An 18,360-nucleotide genomic window follows, 5' to 3' on the forward strand; every position below is an offset into this window, starting at 1 on the left:
TGTTGCCGGCGTTCACCCACCCCGTCAGTTCAGTGCCGCCGGCTGGGTATCGTCCAGTTTATCAAAATCAAGGGTTGTATTGCCCTGCTGCGTACCATCGTACATAGGGCTGAATTTCTGGCCCCACAGCACTTCATTATACCGATACGAATACCGGCTATGCACCACCTGTGAGAATGTATCGTCCATAGCCCGCAGCAAAATTAGAAATTCGGCATCAGATTCAGCCAGTGCTTCCGGCGTACAGCCGTGGAGCGGACTGGTGGTTGTGATTGGATGCACCAGCGTCCAGTTGGTCGGAAAAAACGTCACCTTGTTCCGCTCGAGATTCAGGCGGTAGTATCGCCGTTGCCGTACACCATCGGCACTGGTTTCGAGCCGGGTCAGCGATACTTCTACTTCCACGTCGATCAGCTGATTGGCGCGGGTGTTGACAACCCGAAACATCCAGCCATTCACGTCAAGATAAGGCGCAAATACCGACTGGATCGAAAACCGGATGTGGGCCACCGGCCGCGAGAAGCGTCCGTATAGCAGGCCCGTTACCAGCGCGAACGACAATAGCCCGATCATCGACTCCATGGCCGCAATGATACTGACGGTGAAGCTGACGGGCGCAATGTGGCCGTAGCCCACGGTGGTCATGGTCTGGGAGCTGAAAAAAAACGCTTTCCAGAACGGTCCATACGGCTGATTCTCGACTGAACTCTGCAACTGATCGGCTCCGGCCAGCAGGTAAATAAGGGCGAACAGGCCGTTGACAACCACGTAGAACACCAGCACCCACCCCATAAACTGCCGCCATCCCATCGTGATCAGCCGGTTATACAGATTGAGCCAGTCATAAAAGCGCTGCCCGCTGCGCCGGATATTAAAACTGCCATCGTGATTGATGAGCCGGGTGTTGGTGTCGTTCAGCCTGGTACCGAAACCCGGGTCGAGTCGCTGCTCCTCCTGAACAACCAGTTGGCTGTTGATTCCGTGCAGGTTAGGGCTATCAGCCTGTACAGGACCTCTTTTTTTTCCCTCCATTATAGCGACAGGTGATCAGTTCGTGACGAACTTATGGTTACGTACGCTGTTATTTTAATACGTACAATACCTACTTATTAAGTAGATATACTTAATTTAGCTTGAATTTTCAGGACAGCCTGCTGTCATTTAGCTACCATGTACCCGACTACGCCCAAAGGCATGATCAGTGTAATTGTACCGGCCTACAACGAAGAGGAAAATCTGCCGGTTTTGGTTCACCGACTCATGGCTGTGTTATCGCCATACAGTGACTACGAGATTCTGATCATCGACGATGGCAGTACAGATCAGACGCGGCACGTGCTCCGGCAGTTGAGCAACACGTATGACTGTGTCCGGTTTATCTCGTTTTCGCGCAACTTTGGTCATCAGATGGCACTCCGGGCGGGTTACGACAACGCCCGCGGTTCGGCCGTGATCTGCCTCGACGCCGACCTGCAGCATCCGCCCGAACTGATTCCGACCCTGATCGACAAATGGCGGCAGGGCTACGAGGTCGTGTACACCGTTCGGCAGCCCGATCCCAAACTGTCGTGGTTCAAACGCACCAGCTCGGCCAAATTCTATAGTCTGCTCCGGCGCGTATCGGGCCTGCAGATCGAGGATGGCGCGGCCGACTTTCGCCTGCTCGACCGCAAGGTGGTCGATACGCTGAAACAGTTCAAGGAAAACGATCTGTTTCTGCGCGGGGCTATTTCGTGGGTAGGTTTCCGGCAGTGCCGGATCATGTATCAGCCCGCAGCCCGCTACGCCGGCCGGTCGAAATACTCGATCCGGAAGATGATGCAGCTGGCAGCCATGGGCATCACCTCCTTTTCGACCAAGCCCCTTTACCTGTCGGTGCTGCTGGGTTTCACCATGTCGCTGTTTGCGCTGCTCTTTGGCGCCGAAGCCACCTACGAGTACTTCTTCACCAACGCTACCGTATCGGGCTGGACCACGCTGGTGGTACTGCTGGTGCTGATCGGCGGGGTGCAGTTTATCATGATCGGCATTATCGGCGTATATTTGGGCAAAACGTTTGTGGAGGTCAAGAAACGACCCGCCTACATCATTGGCGACACCGACGAGATTGAGGAGACGACAGTAGCATGGGCACAGCCGGACGAAGCCGACACCACATTTTATTCACCGTTGACGTAGAGGAGTTTGATACGGCCGTTGAGTTCGGCCACGCTATTCCGCTGCCGGAGCAGATTGCCGTATCGACCCGCGGACTGCGCTTGCTGGCCGACCGGTTCGACGCCGTGGGTGCCCGAACCACACTGTTTACTACGGCCAACTACGCGCTGCACGAGTCCGACCTGATCCGATCGCTGGCGCAGCAGCATGAAATTGCGTCGCACGGCTATTATCATACCACGTTCGAACCGGCCGACCTGCTCAAATCCCGGCAGGCGCTCGAAACGCTGCTCGAGCGCCCCGTAACGGGGTTTCGGCGGGCGCGCATGGGCTTTGTCGACCCAACCGACGTGGCGCAGGCCGGCTATAGCTATAATTCGTCGCTCCACCCAACCTGGCTTCCGGGCCGCTACAACCACTGGGGTGAGCCCCGGCACCCGTTCCGTGAGCAGGGCGTGTGGCAGATTCCGGCGTCGGTAACGCCCACCCTTCGGCTACCGCTGTTCTGGCTGAGCCTGAAAAACTTTCCGTTTGCCTATTACAAGACGCTCTGTCGGCAAACCCTGGCGGCCGACGGTTTTCTGAACCTTTATGTGCACCCCTGGGAGTTTACCGACCTGTCGGCCTACGACCGGATTCCGACCTATGTCCGGCGCCATTCGCACGAGCGGCTGCTCGACCGCGTCGAAGACCTGCTGCGGTTTCTGAAACCACAGGGTGAGTTCAGCACGATGAACGAGTTTGCGGAGACGTTACGGTAGGCAGTATACTGTTAAGAGTTTACAGTATACAGTTTACTGTGGTCGATAGTCGACACGGGGCTTTCAGTGTTGCCTGGCAGCGCACTGAAAACAGTGTACGGTATACCGGCAGCAGCCCACTGAAAACCGTAAACTGTAAACCCAATACCGTAAACCGAATTCTGCCTTTCTTTTCTCAGATAAACACCACGTCGTCGATCACCTCGGTACCCATGTCTTTGTTGACGAGCTGGATGAGCTTTTGCTTGGCGTTGACGAGTTCGTTGCGCAGGGGCGCCGACGATAGTTCGATGTAGAGTTTGCGATCGCGCACGTAGAGCCGCTTGGTGCGGGTAGCGATGGCGGGGCCCATCATACGGCCCCAGAACGCTTCGAGGTAGGTTTCGTTGAACCGCCCCTGCAACTGATACGCCTTTAGCAGCTGACCGATAGCGTCTTTCAGGGAGGTAACGCCGGCCACACGGGTAGCGTTGTCTCGGTTGTAACGATAGGTAGGCTGGCTCATAGTTGGCGTTCTGTAGTCAAAGGTAAAAAACAGGTTCATGCACTCGGCCGGGCACGCCGAAAAAAACACCGAAAAATGTGTAAGCGTGCAGATTTAGGCCGGCAGTTTTGGTTGGCGATCATCTGCCTGTTATACTTGCAGTATCAAGTCAATTCGTACGCGCCACTCGTTCATCTACCGGCGCGAGTTGATTTATAAAGAAGCGGGGAGAGATCAGGCTCTGTGAACCGCTGGCAACCTACCCCTCGGCAAGGTGCTAACTCCTGCCTGAACGAACCGCCTGTCCGGCAGGAAGGCGGTCCGTTAGGAACTATAAATCGTACAGACACATGCACTACAGCCAGCGCTGCATGCCCGCCGGGGCCTGCTAAGTAACACCCACTCACCGCACTAGCAAGCCGGGAGTGGCTTCGCGTGCGTTTGGCCCTCATCCGGCCAACCCAACCGGTCGCACCCCGCGCCGGCCATCACAAATTCCCATTGCCTCTTTTTCCATACACTCAACTGATCACCACCCATGGCGTACCATTTTGATACCCTCCAGCTCCATGCCGGGCAGGATGTCGACCCAACCACCAACGCGCGGGCCGTTCCGATCTACCAGACCACGTCGTTTACCTTCAACGACTCCGCACATGGTGCCGATCTGTTTGCACTCAAGGCCTTTGGCAACATCTACACCCGGATCATGAACCCTACGTCCGACGTGTTTGAGAAGCGGGTGGCCGCCCTCGAAGGCGGGGTAGCTGCGCTGGCCGTTGCCTCGGGACAGGCCGCCCAGTTCATTGCGCTCACCAACATACTGGGCGCCGGCGACAACTTCGTGACGACCTCCTTCCTCTACGGCGGCACCTACAACCAGTTTAAAGTGTCGTTCAAACGGTTTGGTATCGAAGCCCGCTTTGCCGATGGCGACAAACCCGAGTCATTCGAGCGGCTGATCGATGCCAATACCAAGGCGATTTATCTCGAAACCATTGGCAACCCCGGGTTCAATATCCCCGACTTCGACGCGATTGCGGCTTTGGCCAGGGCTCACGATCTGCCTCTGATCGTCGACAATACGTTTGGTGCCGGTGGGTACCTCTTCCGACCCATCGAACACGGCGCGGCCGTGGTGGTCGAGTCGGCCACGAAATGGATTGGCGGCCACGGCACCAGCATTGGCGGGGTCATTGTCGATAGCGGCAACTACAACTGGGGTAACGGGAAGTTCCCGCAGTTCAGCGAGCCCTCGGAAGGCTACCAGGGTATGGTGTTCAGCGATGTGTTCGGCGTAAACGGGCCGTTTGGCAACATTCAGTTCATTATCCGGGCGCGGGTCGAAGGGTTGCGCGACTGGGGCCCGGCCATCAGCCCGTTCAACTCGTTTTTGCTGCTGCAGGGCCTCGAAACGCTGTCGCTGCGCGTCGACCGGACGGTGCAGAACGCCCAGGCGCTGGCCGAATGGCTGGAGCAGCACGAGCAGGTCGAGCGGGTCAACTACCCCGGTCTGCCCAGCAGTCACTACCACGATCTGGCCAAAAAATACCTCAAGCGCGGCTTTGGGGGGGTCTTTACCTTCAAGGTGAAGGGCGGTAAAGAAGCGGCCGATCAGTTTGTCAATAGCCTGAAACTCGTGAGCCACCTGGCCAACGTGGGCGACTCGAAAACGCTGATCATTCACCCCGCATCGACTACCCACCAGCAGTTGAGCGAACTCGATCAGGCCAGTGCCGGGGTAGCACCGGGGCTGCTGCGGGTATCGGCCGGAATCGAACACCTTGACGATATCAAAGCTGACTTTGTACAGGCGTTTGCAGCCATTGCCGAGCCTGTTGCTGTATAAACCAGCCGGGTTTGCCAGTAGCCGATGGCGGCCGGCAAACCCGGTTTTCTGTTGTTGACGTTAAACCGTATTGTTCCGTTGGACCTTCAGTATTTCGACCATAAATATTCATTTCCGCTTGAATCTGGCGCTACCCTGCCGGGCTTCCGGCTGGCCTATACCACACGCGGCACCCTCCGGCAGGAGAACGGCCAGTCGAATGTGGTCTGGATCTGCCACGCGCTCACCGGCAATGCCGACGTTGGCAACTGGTGGGGCGGACTGGTCGGGCCGGGTAAATATTTCGATCCGGAGCGCGATTTCATTGTCTGTGCCAACGTGCTGGGCTCCTGCTACGGGTCGACGGGTCCGCTGTCGGTGAACCCGGACACCGGCGCGCCTTTTTACCACGATTTTCCGGCCCTGACGGTGCGCGACATGGTGGCAGCCCTCGACCTGCTGCGGCAGGAACTGGGTATCGACACCATTCATACCTGCGTAGGCGGATCGCTCGGGGGCGAACAGGCCGTGGAGTGGGCCATCGAACAGCCCCAACTCATTCAGCATCTGATTCTGATTGCCTCGGGCGCGGTGGCCTCGCCCTGGTGTATTGCCTTCAACGAAGCCCAGCGTATGGCGATCGAAGCCGATCCGACCTGGACCGAACGGCGCGACGATGCCGGGGCCGCCGGCATGAAAGCCGCCCGGGCCATGGCCATGATTTCGTATCGTAACTACGATACCTATGGCTTTACCCAGGCCCTCGACAACAACGAACAGCTCGACGAATTCAAGGCGGCCACGTACCAGCGCTACCAGGGCGAAAAAATCGTGGAACGCTACAATGCCTTCACTTATCGGCTGCTGTCGAAAGTAATGGATTCGCACAATGTCGGGCGTAACCGGGGCAGCATTCCACACGCGCTGGGGCAAATCCGGTCGAACACACTGGTAGTAGGTATTCGCTCCGACCTGCTGTTTCCGCCCGTCGAGCAACAATTCCTGGCGCGCCACATTCCCAACGCGACCTACGAAGAAATCGACTCGCTCTACGGCCACGATGGGTTTCTGATCGAGTTTCGGCCGCTGACCGCCCTGATCCGTAACTGGACCAATTCGCTGCAGGCAGCCAGACCGGCTACGCGGCCCGTCGACGCCCGGCCCTAGCCGCGCGGGGCCGTTTACAGGGTTCCACAGGCTCCCACGTGCAACACCAGGAAGCGGGCATCCGACGTATGTTTTTTTTTGACAAATTGCGAAAGTAAGCAACCTCACCTGTTACTTGGCTCGCTGATGAACACTCACGCCGAACTTTCGTATGTCGTCGTTGATGATGATGAAGATGACCGCCTGCTGATGCGCCTGGCGCTTGAACAGGGCCAGCGTACGCTGCCCGTACTTGAATTCAGCGACGGGCAGGCGCTGATCGATTACCTGTCGCAGGACGCCAGCAACCAGCCCGACGAAGATATGCACTGGCTGGTTGTTATGGATGTCAATATGCCCCGCCTGAATGGTCTCGACGCCCTTGTGCAGCTCCGACAAAACCCCTACTGGGCCAAACTCCCGGTGCTGATGCTCTCGACGGCCGACGACCCCGCTACCCGACAGGCCGCCCTGGACCGGGGTGCCAACGGCTACCTCGTCAAGCCGAACTCGGTGCAGGACTATGCCCCCCTGTTCGATCAGCATTTTGCGCCCTGGCTGGTTACCAGCGCGCCCAACTGGCCCGATTATAACCAGTCAGACCCGCAGCCAGCCTGACCCCAGGTCAGCCCCGCCGGGTTACCCTTCACCCGAACGTTTCTTTCCCTGACTTATCGACGGGGTTCCGGCATGCGCCGAACCAGGTCGATATAAGGCATGATTACGTGGTTGACGAAGATTTTGCCTTTCTCCTGCGGATAGGTTTTGTAGTACTCGGCATCGGGTATGAGTGAAATGATGGTGCCCGTCCGAACGTAAGCCGTTGAGGGATAAAACGTGGGCGGCACGTATTCCTTTAGATTGGTTTTCACGTATTTGCCGGCAAAATTGCCCAGGTATTTCCGGTAGTTGTCACGGGCTTTACGAGCGGGCCTGGCCAGCTGGTTGAACACGTAGCGCATGGCCAGCCGCTTCGGAAACTTCTGCTTACGAATCAGCTCGGGCGCCCCCGCAAACGGATTGATCGGGTTGAAGTCGTCGAGGGTCTGTATCGTCACCGGCATTTCAGGTACCCAGTCGGCCGCGTTCACCACGTTGAACCCCCACCCACCGGCAGTTAGGGCTTCGTATTCCGATGCATACTGCAGGTTACCGGGTTTGGGAGCCGCGCTGCAGTAGGTTTTAAACGTTACGCCGGTCGGAATAGCCCCGGCCCGCTGCAGCTGGCGCAGGTGCGAGGTCATCAGATAAGCAATGGCGCCCCCCTGGCTGTGGCCCATGATGTAGAAGTGTTGAATGCCGGCCTTCACACACGAGTCGATCCGGGGCCGCATGTCCTGCGCCAGAAAAGCGGTCCCAATCAGCCAGCCTACGTGTACCGCAGCGCGCGGGTCTTCGGCCAGCTGGTAATCGAACTTGTAGTCGTTGGTAAGCACAATATGGCCTTTGGCAGGCACCATGGCGGCATAGAAGTTTTCGAGCCAGCCAGCCGGTTCGAGGGTGGTGCCCCGTATGCAGAGCACCGCAACCGAGTCGGGAGACGTCCAGAGATCCCAGCGGTTGTCGAGGCCCACCACAGGCGAGCGGTAGACGAACCGAAACCGCTGGGGTTTGGGAATGGGCGTGTTGGCCGGCAACGTATCGACCTGCCGCGCAAACACGCTCATCAGTTCGATGTATTCGGCCCTGTCGAAACCGGGTTTCAGCTTCTGAGCATTGGCCCCTGCCATGGCCATGATAACACCTAACAGACAACCGAAGTACCGAGTCGATTTCATAAGCAGTCGTACATACCTAAACTGGTCACTAACCAAACTTCACAGCATTAACCCACTGCCAGATGCGATGGTTGGCACAGTGCCCCATTTCTGTATAAGCGGCTACGGCCCGAGATACGGCTTACCCGGCCAGTGGCTCGGCTACCGGCTGCGTGGCGGCTTCCAGCTGTGCCTGTGTACGGAGCAGTGCCTGCGCGTATGGTTCGTAAAGCAAACGGCCCGGCGGGTTCTGGGTTAGATCGGCATCCCAGAGGCCCGACCGGTGCCAGGGTGTCAGGTGATCCCAGTCGGGTCGGTCGATGATCGGATACAGGCAGGCACCCCAGAGCGGTATACCGGCCTGAATAACGGCTGCGCACTCCCGGCCAATCATGTCGATCCAGACCGGCCGGTCGATGCCGGGGTGGCTGGTTTCGGTGAGGGCAATGGGGCGACCATAGCGCTCGTAGGCCTGGGTCAGCAGTTGCCGCAGCGGTACCCACCGGGGGTCGGGTGTGGCGTCGGCCCAGCCCAGCCAGGTGCCGGTACCGACGACCCACTGGTTATTGTAGTAATAGTTGAAACCCAGGATATCGAGCAGTGCGGGCGACCCGCCCAGTTCGGGCGCCAGCCGACCCGCCAGCATATCGACCGATTGAAACTGGTTGGTATGAGCCTCGGCAGCCTGCCGGCGCTGCGCTGGTGTGGCCGGCATGGGCGGTACAATGTGCACCAGGGGTTCGGTGGTAAGAATCCGGATGGTGGGGTCGATTTCGCGCATGGCCGCTGCACATTCGATGTAGCCGCGCATCAGCCCCCGTTTCACCTCCCAGCCCTGTTTGGTGCAGTAGGGCGAGGTGCCGCACACATCGCCCCCAAGCCATGACATAAAGCTTACTTCGTTGATGGGCGTTACGATAAGCGTATCGTCGGGGTAGCGGTCGCGGTAGAAGCGCACGAACGCCCGGCCGAGGGCCGCAAACCGACGCGCAAACATGGGGTGCAGGGGCGTCAGGTCGTCGGGATAGCCAAAATGGCATAGATCCCATACCTGCTGAATGCCCTGGCGGTGTCCTTCGGCCAGCATGGTTTCGACCACGCTCCAGTCGTACTGGTAGGCCGTTTTCTCGACCTGGCTCCAGCGGATACCCTCGCGAACGGTACCGATCCGAAACGGCCTCAACGCTTCATAATCCTGCTGCAGAAGCTGCAGGTGGCCCGTCAGGGTCAGAAAATCGACCCGGTTGCCGAAGGCGTTGAGCTGGTCGGTACATTCGTAGCCTGCCCACCAGAAAGACTGGAAGGGACTGTCGGTATGGGTTGCCGGTAACGGTATGTGCATGCGCGAACCCGTTGGGCAACGGGCGTCTGGTCGGGCTAAAGGTCCCTAAAAAGGCGCCCACAGCCAAGCACAATCGTATTTTTCGAGCGAAGCCTGTTAGTTGGTCTGTACGATGGCCATCACCAGCCGGGCCGAATTGCGGGCCGCCGTCTGGTAAAACGACAGCATATCGCGCCGGGCGTTGTCATCGGCCTTATCGCTCAGACTCCGGATTACCAGCAGCGGCACGTGCAGCTCGCGGCACACCTGCGCCACGGCCGCCCCCTCCATCTCAGTAGCTTCGGCGTTGAAATCGGCCCGCAGCTGCGCCACTTTCTGGCTCGACGAAATAAACTGATCCCCAGTGGCGACCACGCCCGTCACCACCGTGGGCGGGCGGGTGGTGAGCGGAATGGGATCGAAGGTCAGCGACCGGGCCACGGTCTGCGCCCGTCGTAGCAACAGCGAATCGGCCGGGAAATAAGCCGGATTCGGCTGGCCCGACAGCGACCGGGTCTGGATGGTGGGTTTCTGATCGAACGTAATGGTTTTATAATCGTGGTGCACGGTCTGACTCGCAATCACGATGTCGCCGGGTTGCAGGCTGGGATTGACCCCTCCGGCAATGCCCGTAAACAGCACCCGATCGGGGTGAAAATGCGCGATGAGCAGCGTGGTGGTCAGGGCCGCATTGACTTTGCCGATACCCGTTTCGGCCACTACCACCGACTGGTTGCCCAGCTTACCGGTGGTAAAGGTAACCCCTTCGACCACCACCGTTTCCGGGGCCTGCAGGGATTGCTTCACAAGCGTTACTTCGGCCCCGAAGGCGCCCAGCAGACCGGTAATCGGCGTCGGTTTCGGGGGGCGGGCCAGCGCCGGCCCGGTCAGGCATACCAGCAGCAGCAGTCGGTGTAGTGTAGCCATACGTTAGGTGACAGCAAATAATTTAGCCAGCAGCCGCGAAAGGGGCAACAGGCAGAAGACCAGCATGGCCAGCGGAAACGACGCGAAGGCCGCTACCCAGGCCGCATTCATAACGATGAGCGACAAGACACCGGCCTGCACCGCCCAGCCGATGTTGGGGCCGATAGGGTCGCGCACGGCCCGCCAGAGGGGCGGAAAAATATAATAACCAAACAGGACCAGAAACGGAAAGGCCGTGCCGAGCTGTCCCCGGCTCTGGGCCAGCGCCGACACGCAGCCAATAACCAGCGCGTAGAGCAGTCCGGCCACGCGCAGCGTTTTGGGGTTACCCCCGTGTACCTCGCCCCGGCTAATCATGGTGATGGCCGCGATGTACGCAATCGGTACCAACCCGATCCAGGCCCAGGGCCCTACCTGCCCGGGCACAATGCTGACGCCCAGCAGCAGGTTGAGCCCCCGGCACAGACCCATGTTGAGCGGCCCCAGCAGATCGCTGTGCTTGCCGTAGCGGTCGTAGACAAGCGAGGCCACGGTAATGGCGATCGCCAGGGCTCCTGCCACCGGATTCACGGCAAACGACGCCCCGATACCCAGCCCGAACAGCACAATCCCCAGGCTAATAGCCGTCTGTTTGGGCACCACCCCGCTCGGTATGGGGCGCTCGGGCCGTTCGATGGCGTCGAGATCGGCGTCGAACACATCGTTAAACACCACGCCACCACCGTAGAGCCCCACCGTTGCCAGCGCCAGCCAGCCGATGGGGGCCGGTGGCGGACTGCTGTTCATGAAGTACCCGGCAATGGCCATACCGGCCAGTACATCGGCCACGGCGGTGACCAGATTGGCCGGTCGGGTCAGCGAAAGAAGGGCTTTAAGCATCGAAAAAAACGGTTGACCGGACGGTAGCCGGCCAGCCGTACTTAGTTGATAATGGTTGACTCTTTATCGACCCGGGGTGCCTGACCGCCCCGCAGCACCGAACTACCGTTGAAGCGTACGCTCTGATCGATGCCCAGGGGCTGACTCAGCTCCGCCAGGCTCAGCTGTCCGCTCTGGGCAAAGGCCGTAACGGCGTTGGTAAAGGTCACCAGCCGGATAGCCTCGTCCGAGATACCGTGCTGCTTCATCAGGGCCGCCGTTTTGGGCACAGCCAGCGGATCGCTGATGCCCCAGTCGGCCGCCGAGTTGATCATGATGCGCTCAGGCCCGTACTGCTTCACAATCTCCACCATCCGCTCGTTGCCCATTTTGGTAAACGGGTAGATGGTGAAGCCCGCCCAAAAGCCCCGGTCGAGGGTTTCGCGCACGGTTTCTTCGTTGTTGTGGTCGACGATGACCATGCCGGGGTCGATGCCGTGTTCGATGGCAATATCCATGCTGCGGCTGGTACCCTGTTTCTTGTCGCGGTGGGGCGTATGAATCTGCACGGGCAGACCGGCTTCTTTGGCCAATTCGAGCTGGGCGCGGTAGTATTTTTCTTCGGCCGGGGTCTGATCGTCGAATCCGATTTCGCCGATGCCCACCACGCCTTCCTTATAGATGAATAAAGGCAGAATTTCCATAACCTGTTCGGCAAGGGCTTCCTGGTTGGCTTCTTTGGAGTTGAGGCCAATGGTGCAGTAATGGCGGATGCCGAACTGCGACGCCCGGAACCGCTCCCAGCCTACCAGACTCGCGAAGTAATCGCGGAACGAATCGACACCGGTGCGGGGCTGCCCCAGCCAGAAAGCCGGTTCGATCATGGCTACCACGCCGGCATCGGCCATGGCCTGGTAATCATCAGTGGTGCGGGAGGTCATGTGTACGTGCATATCGAAAAACGACATGCCACGGATAGAATCCATAAAATCCATAACAGAGCGGGTTTGACAGGCATCGGCCAGCGCCGACGAATCGACAAAGGTCATCAAAAATACGGCTTACGCCCCCCACCGCGGGTCGCTTTTTAATGGCGAATTCACAACCTGCTACCGGGTCTGTTCGTTTTATAAAGGTAAGTACTCAATGAACTTCGTTATGATACACGGTAAACGAAACACGGCTGGCCGGTGGCTGCTGGGCGTGGCTACAATGCTGCTGCTGTGCAGTGGTCTGACGGCCTGTCGCGACAAGGCTATAAACGACCTGAGCCCGCAGGACTCGCAGGTATACATCACCAATTACGACCGGTCGGTCAACTTCAATCAGTATAAGACGTTTAGCCTGCCCGATTCGGTGCTGATCGAGTCGAACGATGGCTACCGACCGGCGCTGGGCACGATCGAGGGTCGATTTGTGTCGAACGTGGCCAATGCGCTCACCAGCCGGGGCTTTACGCGCGTGGCCAAAGGGCAGCCTGCCGATCTGGGCGTGGCTGTAATTCGGGTCAGCAATCTCTACACGGGCGTAGGCGTCAATCCCTACAGCTCGTATTATTCCAACTACTGGTATGGCGGTGGCTTTGGCGGGTATGGCTATTACCCGGCCTATCCAACCTACTACACCTACCAGGTTACGGATCAGTACTGGGAGATTCAGATTGTCGATCTGAAAAATGCGCCGACTACCGGCAGCACCGGCACCGACAAGCCACAGTATAACGTGGTCTACGACGCGACCATCCGGGGTGCCGACATTACCGATTCGCCATCGGTCGATGCGGCCACCACTGCCATTTTCAACCAGTCGCCCTACCTGCGACCCAACTAACCTTTTTTTCGCATGAACCGTATTGTCACCATGGCGCTGCTGCTCGTTGGTCTGACGACAGTGGCCTGGGCGCAGGGGCAGCCCCCCTACCGCAACGAGGTGTTTGCCTCACCTTTCGATGAGTATGTCTCGTTTAGCCTGTCGGCCCGCTACGGCGTGGCGCTGCCGCTAGGCGGCCAGAAAACCTATATCGACCGGGTTTCGCCCACCAACCTCGCCCTCGACGGGGAGTGGCTCTTTCCGAAGCATTTCTCGATTGGTCTCAAATCGGGCTATCAGTACAATCAGCAGCGGCTGCCCAGGCAGCTGGTGTCGTATACCGACGGTACTGCCGTGCAGGATGTTTCGGCCGTTCAGACCCGCACGCTGACCATTATTCCGGCCATGGCGTCGCTGTCGTATTACTTTGCCCAAAACTCAGCCGCATTCCGCCCGTATATTCAGCTGGCGGGTGGTGCAGCCTACGTCGATTACACCAACTATTTCGGCGGACTAGCCGACCAGCAGAAGGGCTTCAAAGGCGCCTTTGCGCCGGCTATCGGCCTTAAATACTATGGCAAACGCGAGCAGCGGCTCGGGGTTGATATTCAGGCGCAGTACCAACAGGTTAGCTTTAACTACGACCGGCTGCCCAACAGTGCCCCCTCGCTCATGCTCTCCGCCGGTCTGGTGTATCGGATGTATTAAGGAGTTTGGGGTTTGGGGTTTGTAGTTTACAGTTTGTGGTTTACAGTTTACGGAGTGATGCCTGGGCCAATCCAATCCTTACAGCCAGTCGCGGCAATTGACTGCCGTTCAGCGTACACAGTCGTTACCCATTTTCAGCCAATCCGGCGCGACCCTGCCCCATATACTGTAAACTATAAACTGTAAACTGCTTTTAGGCAACCCGGCGCGACCTTGCCCTGTACACTATAAACCGTAGACTTTAAACTACAAACCCCAAACCACAAACTATACTCCTACATCAACCGCTCGATGTGCGGGGGAAGCGAACGCCCGGCCGCCCGCCGTTCGGCCGCATAGTCGGCCAGTGTCTGGGCCAGCCGGGCGTTTTTGCGCTCGTCGAGGCCAATGATCTGCGTAATGTCTTTATCGGTGAAGAAGGCTTTCAAAATCAGTTGATTCCAGGCGGCTTCGTCAAATTGCTCGGCGGGGTACGGGTTGTTGAGCATGATGGCCGACTGGACATCGGCGATGTTGTTGCGGATGCCTTCCGTTGCCTGAAAACGCCACCGTTCGGGGTAGGCCAGCACAGGCAGCGCCGAGTAGAGCGCCACCAGTTCGTTCAGTTCGCCGGCTTTGAACAGCTCGGTAATCAGCTGTACATAGCGGTCGGCATCGTCGGCGGGCAGCTGCAGCAGCCACCACACCCGGGCCAGCCGGTCGCGGGTCCAGCCAGCCACGGAGAAGCCGGGGCGGATGCGTTGCAGCGCAAAGGCCATATCGTCGGGGACGGTCAGCCACTGGCGGCCCACAAAGCGGGGCATGGCCGTAAACACCCGGTAGAACAGCGCCGGTTTGGGATCGAGCTGGAGCTGATCGGTTTGCTGGCGCAGGTACTGGACACCAGCGGCCGAATCGGGCTGTTGCTCGAGCAGGTAAAACAGCGTCTGGCTCAGGGGAAGAATCATCATGGGGCAAACTTTGGCAATGTTTCTGATTTAAGCAACCACCACGCCCCCCGGTCTGGGTACCACAACAGCCCCGCCGGTAGTCTGCGTTGCGGTATCATCCGTATCTTGGGCGAGCCGATTCGGTTGGATCGGCCGACTACCCATCCGGCTTCCCCATGAAAAAAACCATGCTGCTCTGCCTGCTCAGTTTATCGACCCTGGCCCAGTCGGTCAGCCGTATTGACTCGGGCGTTATCAAAGGCCCCGGTCCGGGCTCGGCGGCCTACCGCATCATGTTCCCACCCAACTGGAAAAACAAGCTGGTGCTGTACGCCCATGGCTACGAGTTTATGGGCAGCCCCCGGCAAAGCCAGAACCCCGATCTGGCCAGCCGGCTGGCCCCCTTTCTGGACCGGGGCTTCGCCGTTGCGGCTTCCGACTATCAGCACCAGGGCCTGGCGCTGGCCCGGGGTGTCGACGATACCGAAGCGCTGCGCCAGTACGTTGTCAGCACCTACGGCCAGCCCGACACGACGTTTGTGGTGGGTCACTCAATGGGGGGCGGGGTAACGCTGGCTACGCTTGAAAACTTCGGCCAGCACTACCAGGGTGGCCTGCCCATGTGTCCCCTGTCCAGCCGCCCCTACCTCCAGTGCCGCAAAGAGTTCGACCTTTACGCAACCTTCAATGGCCTGTTTCCGGGTCTCGCTACCCCGCTGCGGACGCTATTCGACCTGAGTCAGCCCGCCCCACCCGCCGACAGCCGCCTGACCGGGAACCGGGCCAGTGCCCTGCGGGCGGCCATCCTGGCCCGCGACTCGCTGCTGGCCGTGGCCTTCGCCCAACGCTACGATCTCCGGCTCGACGACCTGCCCATGTCGCTGCTGTTCAACGAAAACGTGCTGCGCGATATCGCCCGCAAAGCCGGGGGAAACCCCTTCGACAATACCAATACCGTATACAGTGGTTTTCCCGATAACCAGCTGGTCAATCAGCGGGCCGAGCGGCTGGCAGCCACGGTAAGCCCCGACCCGCTCTTCAAACCCTACGACCGCACCGGCCGCATCGACCGGCCGGTGGTTTTGCTACATACGCTCTACGACCAGCTTATTCCGCCCACCTACGGGGTGGTTAATTTCGAGAACATGGTTCATCAGCAGGGGCGCGACGCCTTCTTCACCGTTCGCTACACCAACGGACAGGGCCACTGCAACTTTACGCCGGCCCAGACCGGACAGGCCTTCGATCTGCTGCGCCAATGGGCCAAAACGGGTAAAAAAGCGCCCGCCGGTTTCTTAGACTGACAAACTCGTTTCCGGATCATGCCCTCCCCCCCACCGGCCCGCCCGCTTCTCGACGAGCGCCCCATGTCGGCCTACCAGTGGCTCATGGTTGGCCTTTGTTTCGTCCTCAACTTCAACGATGGCATCGATGTGCTGCTTGTTTCGTTTTCGAGCACGGCCATCATGGCCGAGTGGAACCTCTCCAAAGCCGGGATGGGATACGTCTTCAGCGCCGGACTGGCCGGCATGACACTGGGCTGCTTTCTGATTGCCCCCCTGGCCGACCGCTGGGGCCGGCGCCGGATCTTTCTGGTATCGGTGGGGCTCATTGCGCTCAGCATGCTGGGGGTTGGCCTGTGCCGTACCTACGCGCTGATGCTGGTGCTGCGTTTCCTGACGGGCCTGGGCATCGGCGGTATTCTGCCCACCATGGCCGCCACCGGGGCGGAGTTCTCGAACCGGAAATACCGCGATGTCAACGTAGGCCTGGTGCAGGCGGGCTGGCCCATCGGCGCCATCCTGACGGGGCTGCTGTGTGCCCGATACCTGCCCGTCTACGGCTGGCACAGCGCGTTTCTGGTAGCGGGCACACTGGCCCTGCTAATGTGGCTGCTCGTTTTTTTCTTCATGACCGACTCGCTCGACTTTATGCTGACGGGCCGGACGGGCGACTCGCTGACGGCCGTGAACCGGTTGCTGACCCGCATGAACGCCGAACCCCTCAACGCCTTACCGGTCCGGCCGGCCACTCCCCCCCCACCGGGCGTTTCGACCCTGCTCGCCCCCGCCTACAAACGAGACACGCTCACGATCTGGGTAGCCGCTTTTTTCGGTTTCCTCACCCTCTACACACTGATGAGCTGGGTGCCGACCCTGGCGACCGATGCGGGGCTGCCGTTTGAACTGGCGACCGGGGTGGGCATCATGCTCAACATCGGGGCTGCGCTGGGTTCGGCGGCTATCGGCGCCATTGGCAACCGCTTCGGCCTGCGCCAGACTATCCTGACGTTTATGCTGATCGCCTTTGCGGTGATGCAGACCTACGCCTTTGCCACCCTCACCACTGGCCTTATTTTCGGGCTGGTGCTGCTGATCGGCTTTTTCGTTCAGGGAGGTTTCAACGGTATCTGGCCAACCCTGTCGCGGCTGTACGCCACGTCGTTCCGGGCCACGGGCGTTGGCTACACGGTAGGCATCGGCCGGCTGGGGGCCATTCTGGGGCCGCTGCTGTTTGGCTACCTCGCCGATGCGGGCCTGAGCGTGCAACAGCTCTTCGTGGCCTTTTCGCTACCCCTGCTGGTGATGGGCGGCTGTATCTGGTCGCTCAAATCCCGCAATCTGTAACCCCTGCCTATGCACCACGCCACCATGAAGGCCGCTTTTCTGGATGCGCCCCGCCAGCTGACTATCCGCACGATCCCCATCCCCGAACCGCGGGCGGGTGAGGTACGGGTCAGGCTCAGCCGGGTAGGCATCTGCGGCTCCGACGTACATCTGTTTCTGGGCCACCGACCACTCGCCCAACCAACTATCATTGGCCATGAGGGCTATGGCCATATCGATGCGCTGGGCGATGGCGTCACTACCCGCAGGGCAGGCGAACGCGTGGTGATCGAGCCCAATATTCCCTGCATGCACTGCCGGTTCTGCCGGCAGGGCCGGGGCAACATCTGCCTCAACAAGCGGGTGGTGGGCTTGACCGAAGCCGGCTGTTTTGCGGAGTACATCTGCCTGCCCGAAGCCTTCTGCTGGCCCGTGCCCGATGCGGTCAGTACGGCCGATGCCGTTTGTGTCGAGCCAACAGCCGTAAGCCTGCACGCGCTATCGCTGTCGTCGGCCCGGCCGGGCGATGCCATCGCCATTGTCGGACTGGGCGCCATCGGCCTGCTGCTCAGTCACGTAGCCCTGCGGCTGGGCTACCGCGTACTGGTCAGCGAACTAAACGCCGTCAAACGCCAGCAGGCCGTTCGCGAAGGTGCCATCGCCGTGGCTGGCGATGCGCCGGCACTCAATACGATCTGGGAAGCGCACGAGGTAGTGGCGGTGTTCGAGTGTGCCGGATCGGCAGGGACAGCCTCGCTGGTAACGGCGGCCGCCCCGCGGGGCGCCGAAATAATCCTCGTCGGCCTGTCGGAGCAGCCCGCCCAGTTTACGCCCCTGCGCATGGCCCGGGAAGGCATTTCGCTGATCCCGTCAATTATTTACCGGCACCCCACCGACTTCCGGCGCACCCTCGATTTGATCGCTCGCCAGACAATCACCCCGTCGGCGATTATTTCCGGCACCTACCCGCTCGATCGGCTGCAAAGCGCCTTCGAGCAGGCCGTAACGGGCCATGAAAGCAAACTGATTGTCGATATCGACTGAGACGGACCCACCTGGCCGGACCTAC

The 18,360-nt window shown here is 59.6% G+C and carries 18 protein-coding genes and 1 riboswitch; of the genes, 10 read left to right on the top strand and 8 right to left on the bottom strand.

Annotated features, from left to right (window positions below):
* Nucleotides 1-24: 24 nt before the first annotated feature.
* A complete protein-coding gene (locus tag ACYVAC_RS03350) occupies nt 25-1,032 on the bottom strand; it encodes an ion channel (protein WP_461096154.1) in 1,008 nt (335 codons plus the stop codon).
* Between the two features lie 138 nt (nt 1,033-1,170).
* On the opposite strand from ACYVAC_RS03350, the gene ACYVAC_RS03355 reads away from it, so the two are divergent.
* Complete coding sequence (locus ACYVAC_RS03355; RefSeq protein ID WP_461096155.1) at nt 1,171-2,178, top strand: glycosyltransferase family 2 protein; 1,008 nt, start codon at nt 1,171-1,173, stop codon at nt 2,176-2,178.
* Nucleotides 2,127-2,918 (top strand): polysaccharide deacetylase family protein, encoded by a 792-nt coding sequence (locus tag ACYVAC_RS03360; RefSeq protein ID WP_461096157.1) that lies wholly within the window; start codon nt 2,127-2,129, stop codon nt 2,916-2,918. Before ACYVAC_RS03355 ends, ACYVAC_RS03360 begins: the two co-directional genes overlap by 52 nt.
* A gap of 175 nt (nt 2,919-3,093) precedes the next feature.
* Here ACYVAC_RS03360 and ACYVAC_RS03365 read toward each other — a convergent pair whose 3' ends face one another.
* Complete coding sequence (locus ACYVAC_RS03365; RefSeq protein WP_461096158.1) at nt 3,094-3,423, bottom strand: DciA family protein; 330 nt, start codon at nt 3,421-3,423, stop codon at nt 3,094-3,096.
* A 189-nt stretch (nt 3,424-3,612) separates the two neighbouring features.
* A riboswitch (SAM riboswitch) is annotated at nt 3,613-3,701 on the top strand.
* 239 nt (nt 3,702-3,940) lie between these two features.
* Between ACYVAC_RS03365 and ACYVAC_RS03370 the strand changes: the two genes are divergently transcribed.
* From ACYVAC_RS03370 to ACYVAC_RS03380, 3 genes are all read left to right on the top strand, one after another.
* Nucleotides 3,941-5,251, top strand: a complete 1,311-nt coding sequence (locus tag ACYVAC_RS03370) for an O-acetylhomoserine aminocarboxypropyltransferase/cysteine synthase family protein (protein WP_461096159.1) — start codon at nt 3,941-3,943, stop codon at nt 5,249-5,251.
* A 78-nt stretch (nt 5,252-5,329) separates the two neighbouring features.
* Nucleotides 5,330-6,397, top strand: a complete 1,068-nt coding sequence (locus tag ACYVAC_RS03375) for a homoserine O-acetyltransferase family protein (RefSeq protein WP_461096160.1) — start codon at nt 5,330-5,332, stop codon at nt 6,395-6,397.
* Nucleotides 6,398-6,523: 126 nt separating this feature from the next.
* On the top strand, nt 6,524-6,994 hold the full coding sequence (locus ACYVAC_RS03380) for a response regulator (RefSeq protein ID WP_461096161.1): 471 nt from the start codon (nt 6,524-6,526) through the stop codon (nt 6,992-6,994).
* A gap of 53 nt (nt 6,995-7,047) precedes the next feature.
* Here the strand turns inward: ACYVAC_RS03380 and ACYVAC_RS03385 are convergent, their stop codons facing one another.
* From ACYVAC_RS03385 to ACYVAC_RS03405, 5 genes are all read right to left on the bottom strand, one after another.
* A complete protein-coding gene (locus tag ACYVAC_RS03385; protein WP_461096162.1) occupies nt 7,048-8,154 on the bottom strand; it encodes a lipase family protein in 1,107 nt (368 codons plus the stop codon).
* Between the two features lie 121 nt (nt 8,155-8,275).
* Nucleotides 8,276-9,475, bottom strand: a complete 1,200-nt coding sequence (locus ACYVAC_RS03390; protein ID WP_461096163.1) for an amine oxidase — start codon at nt 9,473-9,475, stop codon at nt 8,276-8,278.
* A gap of 96 nt (nt 9,476-9,571) precedes the next feature.
* Nucleotides 9,572-10,381 (bottom strand): 5'-methylthioadenosine/adenosylhomocysteine nucleosidase, encoded by an 810-nt coding sequence (locus ACYVAC_RS03395; protein WP_461096164.1) that lies wholly within the window; start codon nt 10,379-10,381, stop codon nt 9,572-9,574.
* A 3-nt stretch (nt 10,382-10,384) separates the two neighbouring features.
* Nucleotides 10,385-11,260 carry a UbiA-like protein EboC gene (eboC, locus tag ACYVAC_RS03400; protein WP_461096165.1) on the bottom strand — a complete coding sequence of 292 codons (876 nt, stop codon included), beginning with the start codon at nt 11,258-11,260 and terminating at the stop codon, nt 10,385-10,387.
* Between the two features lie 41 nt (nt 11,261-11,301).
* Nucleotides 11,302-12,234, bottom strand: coding sequence for a TatD family hydrolase (locus ACYVAC_RS03405; protein ID WP_461097000.1), 933 nt, complete (start codon nt 12,232-12,234; stop codon nt 11,302-11,304).
* A 163-nt stretch (nt 12,235-12,397) separates the two neighbouring features.
* On the opposite strand from ACYVAC_RS03405, the gene ACYVAC_RS03410 reads away from it, so the two are divergent.
* A complete protein-coding gene (locus tag ACYVAC_RS03410; RefSeq protein ID WP_461096166.1) occupies nt 12,398-13,069 on the top strand; it encodes a DUF4136 domain-containing protein in 672 nt (223 codons plus the stop codon).
* A 12-nt stretch (nt 13,070-13,081) separates the two neighbouring features.
* Complete coding sequence (locus tag ACYVAC_RS03415; protein ID WP_461096167.1) at nt 13,082-13,756, top strand: hypothetical protein; 675 nt, start codon at nt 13,082-13,084, stop codon at nt 13,754-13,756.
* A 275-nt stretch (nt 13,757-14,031) separates the two neighbouring features.
* On the opposite strand, the gene ACYVAC_RS03420 is transcribed toward ACYVAC_RS03415, so the two are convergent.
* A complete protein-coding gene (locus tag ACYVAC_RS03420; protein WP_461096168.1) occupies nt 14,032-14,706 on the bottom strand; it encodes an EboA domain-containing protein in 675 nt (224 codons plus the stop codon).
* 155 nt (nt 14,707-14,861) lie between these two features.
* On the opposite strand from ACYVAC_RS03420, the gene ACYVAC_RS03425 reads away from it, so the two are divergent.
* The 3 genes from ACYVAC_RS03425 to ACYVAC_RS03435 are packed head-to-tail and all read left to right on the top strand — an operon-like array spanning nt 14,862 to nt 18,335.
* Nucleotides 14,862-15,989 (top strand): alpha/beta hydrolase, encoded by a 1,128-nt coding sequence (locus ACYVAC_RS03425; protein WP_461096169.1) that lies wholly within the window; start codon nt 14,862-14,864, stop codon nt 15,987-15,989.
* 18 nt (nt 15,990-16,007) lie between these two features.
* Complete coding sequence (locus tag ACYVAC_RS03430) at nt 16,008-17,312, top strand: MFS transporter (RefSeq protein ID WP_461096170.1); 1,305 nt, start codon at nt 16,008-16,010, stop codon at nt 17,310-17,312.
* Nucleotides 17,313-17,321: 9 nt separating this feature from the next.
* Nucleotides 17,322-18,335 carry a zinc-dependent alcohol dehydrogenase gene (locus ACYVAC_RS03435; protein ID WP_461096171.1) on the top strand — a complete coding sequence of 338 codons (1,014 nt, stop codon included), beginning with the start codon at nt 17,322-17,324 and terminating at the stop codon, nt 18,333-18,335.
* Nucleotides 18,336-18,360 lie beyond the last annotated feature (25 nt).

This window comes from Spirosoma luteolum, from assembly GCF_054778875.1.

Bases quoted from the DNA above. Each gene is read 5' to 3' on its own strand.
- ACYVAC_RS03425 (WP_461096169.1), top strand. From the start codon at position 14,862: ATGAAAAAAACCATGCTGCTCTGCCTGCTCAGTTTATCGACCCTGGCC.
- ACYVAC_RS03355 (WP_461096155.1), top strand. From the start codon at position 1,171: ATGTACCCGACTACGCCCAAAGGCATGATCAGTGTAATTGTACCGGCC.
- eboC (WP_461096165.1), bottom strand. From the start codon at position 11,260: ATGCTTAAAGCCCTTCTTTCGCTGACCCGACCGGCCAATCTGGTCACC.
- ACYVAC_RS03350 (WP_461096154.1), bottom strand. From the start codon at position 1,032: ATGGAGGGAAAAAAAAGAGGTCCTGTACAGGCTGATAGCCCTAACCTG.
- ACYVAC_RS03405 (WP_461097000.1), bottom strand. From the start codon at position 12,234: ATGGATTTTATGGATTCTATCCGTGGCATGTCGTTTTTCGATATGCAC.
- ACYVAC_RS03420 (WP_461096168.1), bottom strand. From the start codon at position 14,706: ATGATGATTCTTCCCCTGAGCCAGACGCTGTTTTACCTGCTCGAGCAA.
- ACYVAC_RS03380 (WP_461096161.1), top strand. From the start codon at position 6,524: ATGAACACTCACGCCGAACTTTCGTATGTCGTCGTTGATGATGATGAA.
- ACYVAC_RS03395 (WP_461096164.1), bottom strand. From the start codon at position 10,381: ATGGCTACACTACACCGACTGCTGCTGCTGGTATGCCTGACCGGGCCG.
- ACYVAC_RS03435 (WP_461096171.1), top strand. From the start codon at position 17,322: ATGCACCACGCCACCATGAAGGCCGCTTTTCTGGATGCGCCCCGCCAG.
- ACYVAC_RS03415 (WP_461096167.1), top strand. From the start codon at position 13,082: ATGAACCGTATTGTCACCATGGCGCTGCTGCTCGTTGGTCTGACGACA.
- ACYVAC_RS03385 (WP_461096162.1), bottom strand. From the start codon at position 8,154: ATGAAATCGACTCGGTACTTCGGTTGTCTGTTAGGTGTTATCATGGCC.
- ACYVAC_RS03390 (WP_461096163.1), bottom strand. From the start codon at position 9,475: ATGCACATACCGTTACCGGCAACCCATACCGACAGTCCCTTCCAGTCT.
- ACYVAC_RS03370 (WP_461096159.1), top strand. From the start codon at position 3,941: ATGGCGTACCATTTTGATACCCTCCAGCTCCATGCCGGGCAGGATGTC.
- ACYVAC_RS03360 (WP_461096157.1), top strand. From the start codon at position 2,127: ATGGGCACAGCCGGACGAAGCCGACACCACATTTTATTCACCGTTGAC.
- ACYVAC_RS03430 (WP_461096170.1), top strand. From the start codon at position 16,008: ATGCCCTCCCCCCCACCGGCCCGCCCGCTTCTCGACGAGCGCCCCATG.
- ACYVAC_RS03365 (WP_461096158.1), bottom strand. From the start codon at position 3,423: ATGAGCCAGCCTACCTATCGTTACAACCGAGACAACGCTACCCGTGTG.
- ACYVAC_RS03410 (WP_461096166.1), top strand. From the start codon at position 12,398: ATGATACACGGTAAACGAAACACGGCTGGCCGGTGGCTGCTGGGCGTG.